The sequence below is a fragment of the Coleofasciculaceae cyanobacterium genome, assembly GCA_036703275.1.
Classification (GTDB): domain Bacteria; phylum Cyanobacteriota; class Cyanobacteriia; order Cyanobacteriales; family Xenococcaceae; genus Waterburya.
The window spans coordinates 1-5,595 of record DATNPK010000037.1 but is presented as its reverse complement, the minus strand read 5'-3'; the positions used below and the strand labels follow the sequence as shown (position 1 = coordinate 5,595).

Genomic DNA, 5,595 nt, shown 5'->3' with positions numbered 1-5,595 from the left:
CGAACCGCCAGCATTCCTGGTGCTTGTAGCGCAGTGGTCCCACTTCGACTCCATCCCGAACTCGATTGTGAAACGCTGTAGCGGCCAAGATACTTGGAGGGTAGCCTCCTGGGAAAATAGCTCAGTGCCAGGTTCTTTTATCTAAAACAAAGTAGTTCAACCTTGTTCAACAAGAAGTTTTGAACAGGTAAAGTTTATGTAATACAGCTAAAAGCTATTAGCCAATCAATAAAAAGGCTTAACTGAGAAGTATTGTAACCCCCGCGATCATGAAAACGATCGCAGGGGTTTTTGCATTTAAAGTTTACTTGATATCTAATTATCCAATATCTCCAATACGGCTGTAGAATTCAATTTATTTTTGAACCAAATTAATTTATTGGGCAAGTCGGTAAATTTAACTCCTGCTTTTTCTAAATTTAATCTTTCAGAAACAGCGAGAATCAAATTGTCTGTATCGCCATTGCGAACTTGATAAAATTTCTTCTGCAAGTATTCTGGTCGCCAGTAGCCTACAATTTCTAATAGAAACTCTCTACCGTCGGGATGTACTAAACGAAAGTCAGGAATCATGACGCTACCAGGAAGAGGAATTAAATCTACTTCTCTTTCTAATCGCCATTCAGTTTTTGCTTTTGCCCAACTTTTAGCAAAGGAAGCCTCTAGCATACTGTCGTAGGGTTTTCCTGGGGAATAATGAGAAACAAGCCCGCAACGATCGCTTGTCAAAACAAACTTACCTGGTTTAATATTTCCCGAATACTGCTCGCGGTTTTGTAGTTTCGCCTGGAGACTCCATTTGGTAACGTGAAGCAAGGCGGGAATCATTTTTGCCAGGGCCAAGCCATAACGGGTGCTGGCTTTAAAGAGGCTAGCTGGACCATCCATAGTTAAGGTAAAACCTGTATCGGCATCCCCTTCAATGTATGCCATGAGCTGAAATAATTTAATATAGCGAAATAATAGCTTATATTCTCCAGGATCGTTACGATGGGCATTAATAACGACGCTACTGGCACGGTAAAAAACTCCTTGTACCTGAGACAAATTATAACGATGCAGTAGAGATTCAGGTACAGGTGCCTCAAACTGAGTAAAAATACGATTTTCTTGTAGGTCTGCATATAGTCCTGCTTCAATTTCGCTGCGGGATACGCGACGTTTCAATATATCGCTCAAGGTATAAGAAACAGTTTCTAATGTATCATTACGTTGGTTGGGTAATGCCAAAGTTTTAGCTGCTTCAGAAAAAACTTTTTGCCTGAGCATCAAAGGCTCAAGTGGACTGATAATTTCAAAGGTAGAGAAAGTGTTACGTAATATGTGAGCCAGTCCTCTCTTGATCCGGTAATCTGGACTATTTCCTTCTAATTCCAATAGTTGCCGATCTAATTCCCCTTGGGATCTACCCAAACAATCTTGGAAACAATCAATAATTTCAGTAGCGATCGCCAAATTTCGGTCATCGATTCCTAACTTTTTTGGTATTATTGTTTCGCCATTACGTTTATATATAAGTAAGTCGCTTTTTAGCATCAGAATTCAAGTTCAACTTTTAATCAAATGTATCAGTTCTTAGAATGTCGTCCAGATAGCTATCGCGAGTGGTATCAAAGAGGTAATAAGCTTCGTGCAGAAGGTTACTATCAAGAGGCACTAACCAGTTATGAACGGGCTTTAAACTATCAACCCTCTGACTACTGGACATGGTATCGCAAAGGTGTTGTCTTAGAAGCTTTGGGCTATTATTTAGAAGCTATAGATAGCTATAGCCAAGCCTCCACAATTGAGCCTGATAATTACTGGTCATGGTATGAACAGGGCTGTATACACTTTACCGAGTTCAGTCAATATTATCAGGCGATCGCCTGTTTTAATCGGGCTTTAACAGTTCATCCTCAAGATTATTGGGCAACCTATCGTATTGGAGAGGCATGGCGCAAGCTAGGAGAATATGAACAGGCAATATCTTATTACAACCAAGCTTTAGAATTACGTCCAGATGATTTTTGGTCTTATTATCGTCGGGGAGAAGCACAGCAATACTGGGGTAAATTACAGCTGGCGCTACAAAGCTACGATCGGGCTTTAAATATTGAACCGAATGATTATTGGGCTTGGCATCAAAAAGGAGTAGTTTTACAGCAATTAGAGCAGTTTACTGAGGCGATTGAGTATTATCAGCAAGCATTAAATTTAGATCCCAAATCAGAAACAGCCTATTACCAACAAGCCTGTTGTTATGCTTTATTAAAAAACACTAACTGGGCAGTAATTAATTTAGAAAAAGCCATCGATCTTAATCCAGAAAAATATTTAAAGTTGGCAGCTGGTGAAGCTATTTGGCAAGAGTTTCGTCGACAAACTGGGTTTCAATTATTACTAGCTAATAAAAGCCGTCGATATCAATGCTTTTAGGTCATAAAAATAATTGAGGTGGACGAATCCCGCCTAAACACTACCTAGACACTATAGAGTGAACCAAGCTGAGTTTGACTGTAGTTATAACTTGAAAAATCCCCAGCTGATAAATTTTATTCTTCTTTAAACTCAGAATTCTCTTTTTGATTGCGATCGATTTTCTTAACTTCAGAAGTAATATTAATTTCTGTAGTAGTTACTTCGATAATGTTAGATCGATCCGATTCTCGATTAAAGGATGTATCTTCTGGGTTTGCTTCTAATACTTCAGCAACTTCTACTGTTTCTAAAGAGTCGAGAGGTGATGCCTTTGCCTTTGCTGATTCTGACGTTTCGGGAGAAATTGTCTCTGATTCTGACTGGATATCTATGTTGGGTATGTTAGCTTGTTGTCGATTGTCTAACGAGCCTTCAGTTTTGACTTCGGGTTCACTTGGCAAAGCCGAGTTTGTTTCAGTGTTTTCTACCGTATTTGGAGATCGATCGATCCTCTTGTCTTGAATAACTATTGCGGGTTTCGTTGGCTTTGTTTGTTCTGTGTCAGCTAATTCAGAAGGTTTTGATGGTTGCAAGTTTTGAGGTTGAGTTTCTTTGGCTGGCTGATTGACAGGCTTATCTTTTGTAGTTAATGTGTCTTTTACTGCTGCTTCAGAATTATTGATGTTTTTTGTCTCAGCCTGCGAATTTTTAATTGGTTTTCGATCTGCACCGAGAGTATTAACATCATTAGTCGAAGATATTTCTTGTGTCTGAGCTACGGTTCGATCGGATTCTGGTGTAGCATCAGGAATTGCTATTTCTTGTTCTGTTACCTTTGGTGGATTGGCAGTTGTAACAGCGGTAACTGCTGGTTGAACTTGAGGCTGATTACGCTTTAATAAACCGTTGATACTTTGTAAGACCGAGAATTTATTAGTTTCGACTACTTTAGCTGGATTAGCGATCGCCTTTCTTAAGTTGATAGTTTGCCAACTATATGAAACTAACAAGACCGTAGCAGCAGCTTGTCCTAGCAGTACTGCTCCTGTAATGTTGTGGGCGCAATACCACAATACTAAAGCATATAATAATCCTACTCCACTCCAAAGAAAGTCGTCTTTACGATGAATATCCGACATCAAAAAAGCGGTCGAAAATAGCACTAAACTACTCGTGGCTACGGCGATCGCTAAGGCATATGACAGCATTTTCCTGACTCCATTGATTGCTCTATTATATTTTGCGACAAGAATTTAGTATTTTGCAGTAATTGCAGTAATTCTTTGAAGAGAACGTTGGCGAAAAAACTAGTAACATCAACTATGGCGATTTTAATTTACCGAAGATTTATCTCAAAATTCTGTGCTGCGTTAGAAATATATCATTTTAAATAGCCTAAAATTACTGTAACAAGGGAAAATGAGATTATAAGTAAGAATAAAGCTAGCCAAATTCAATTTCCATAAGATTGAGAGTTTGTAAAGATCAACTGTATGCAAATTTATTTAGATAATAGTGCAACGACCAAACCCCGCCTAGAAGCGATCGCAGCAGCCCAGGCGATATTTCACCAATCCTGGGGAAATCCTTCTAGCCTTCACGATTGGGGACAAAGATCGGCAATGGTTTTAGAAACAGCCAGAATGCAGGTAGCTGGCTTACTTAACGCTCTCAATCCTGAGTCTGTCGTGTTTACTTCTGGTGGTACTGAAGCTAATAATTTAGCCATTTTAGGGGTTGCCAGACAATATCGAACTCCGCAACATATTATTATTTCTTGCGTCGAACATTCTGCTATCAATCAACCAGTACAACTTTTAGAACAGTGGGGTTGGCAGGTAACGAAACTACCCGTTAATCGCTATGGTAGAATTAATCCTCTAGATTTACAAACTTCTTTGCAAGCGAATACTGTTCTAGTGTCCATCATCTATGGACAGAGCGAAGTAGGTACCCTGCAACCAATAGAAAGACTGGCAAAAATAACCAAGGAACATGGTGCTTTATTTCATACCGATGCGGTGCAGGTAGCTGGACGCTTACCGATTGATGTGCATCAGCTTGGGGTAGATTTATTATCTCTTTCTGCCCACAAAATATACGGAATCCAAGGGGCAGGTGCTTTATATATTCGCGATGGAATTAAGCTCGTACCTTTGCTTGGTGGTGGTGGACAAGAAGCTAATACTCGTTCAGGCACACAAGCACTTCCTGCGATCGCCGCCTTGGGAATTGCCTGTGAACTAGCAGCAGTCGAAATGAAAACTGAAGCTTTTCGTCTCATTGGATTGCGCGATCGCCTTTTTGACCTACTAGCCAATTATCTTTGTTTAGAACCCACAGGAGACAGAATCTACCGTTTGCCCCATCATGTCAGCTTTATTTTGAGCGATCGCTTTGCTAACCAAGCAAAAGACATAACGGGAAAAACTATTGTCAGGCAATTAAACCTAGCGGGAATTGGCATCAGTGCAGGTTCAGCTTGTCACAGTGGTAAATTAAGCCCTAGTCCGATTCTATCGGCAATGGGTTACGACGAGCCAGCAGCTAAAAGAGGAATTCGCTTAACTCTGGGTAGAGATACGACTCAAGCCGATATTGACTGGACAGCAATGGTTTTACAACAGGTTATTTGTCGTTTGATGCCTCCTTTGGTCTGTTGTGGATCTGAGCTAAATCCTTCTGCATCGGACTTTTCTCCCGATCTAAAAATATAGATTAGACCTCTTGCAAAAGTATGATAAAAAAGAGATAAATAGGTCAGTAAACAAGAAAAAAGATGACCTACGAAAAAATAAAAAACTTGACCCCAGAAAAGTTCAAACGCTTATGTGGAGTTAAAAAAGAGACATTTTCTCAAATGCTTAAAATAGTAGAAAACCATGAGAAAATCAAGACCAAAACAGGAAGACCCTCTAAATTAAGTTGAGAAAATTAAGTATTGATGAGTCTAGAATATCTGAGAGAGTATAGAACTTACTTTGATATAGGTCAAAGCTGGGGCGTAAACGAGTCTACAGCTTATCGAATAATTCGCCAAATAGAAAACATTTTGTCCGTTCACCAGAATTTGCTTTACCAGGTAAAAAACAGTTATTAAAATCAAATCAGGAGCTAGAAGTAATTGTAATTGATGTAACAGAAACTCCGATTGAACGGACTTGAAAAAACAGAAAAAATACTACAGTGGAAAGA

The 5,595-nt window shown here is 39.5% G+C and carries 4 protein-coding genes and 1 rRNA gene; 3 read left to right on the top strand and 2 right to left on the bottom strand.

Translation table 11 applies throughout. The features are described from left to right. Positions 1-15 precede the first annotated feature (15 nt). Positions 16-133: ribosomal RNA gene (gene rrf, locus V6C71_08580) — 5S ribosomal RNA — on the top strand. 182 nt (positions 134-315) lie between these two features. On the opposite strand, the gene V6C71_08575 is transcribed toward rrf, so the two are convergent. Beyond that, a complete protein-coding gene (locus tag V6C71_08575; protein HEY9768550.1) occupies positions 316-1,536 on the bottom strand; it encodes a DUF790 family protein in 1,221 nt (406 codons plus the stop codon). A gap of 27 nt (positions 1,537-1,563) precedes the next feature. Between V6C71_08575 and V6C71_08570 the strand changes: the two genes are divergently transcribed. Next, positions 1,564-2,418 (top strand): tetratricopeptide repeat protein, encoded by an 855-nt coding sequence (locus V6C71_08570; protein HEY9768549.1) that lies wholly within the window; start codon positions 1,564-1,566, stop codon positions 2,416-2,418. A 116-nt stretch (positions 2,419-2,534) separates the two neighbouring features. Here the strand turns inward: V6C71_08570 and V6C71_08565 are convergent, their stop codons facing one another. After that, entirely contained in the window at positions 2,535-3,608 is a 1,074-nt protein-coding gene (locus tag V6C71_08565) for a Ycf66 family protein (protein HEY9768548.1), read from the bottom strand. Between the two features lie 285 nt (positions 3,609-3,893). Here V6C71_08565 and V6C71_08560 point away from each other — a divergent pair, with 285 nt between their 5' ends. After that, positions 3,894-5,117, top strand: coding sequence for a cysteine desulfurase family protein (locus V6C71_08560; GenBank protein ID HEY9768547.1), 1,224 nt, complete (start codon positions 3,894-3,896; stop codon positions 5,115-5,117). Positions 5,118-5,595: the final 478 nt, after the last annotated feature.

Excerpts from the sequence above, each read along its gene's own strand:
- V6C71_08565 (HEY9768548.1), bottom strand. The coding sequence starts at position 3,608 with ATGCTGTCATATGCCTTAGCGATCGCCGTAGCCACGAGTAGTTTAGTG.
- V6C71_08575 (HEY9768550.1), bottom strand. The coding sequence starts at position 1,536 with ATGCTAAAAAGCGACTTACTTATATATAAACGTAATGGCGAAACAATA.
- V6C71_08570 (HEY9768549.1), top strand. The coding sequence starts at position 1,564 with ATGTATCAGTTCTTAGAATGTCGTCCAGATAGCTATCGCGAGTGGTAT.
- V6C71_08560 (HEY9768547.1), top strand. The coding sequence starts at position 3,894 with ATGCAAATTTATTTAGATAATAGTGCAACGACCAAACCCCGCCTAGAA.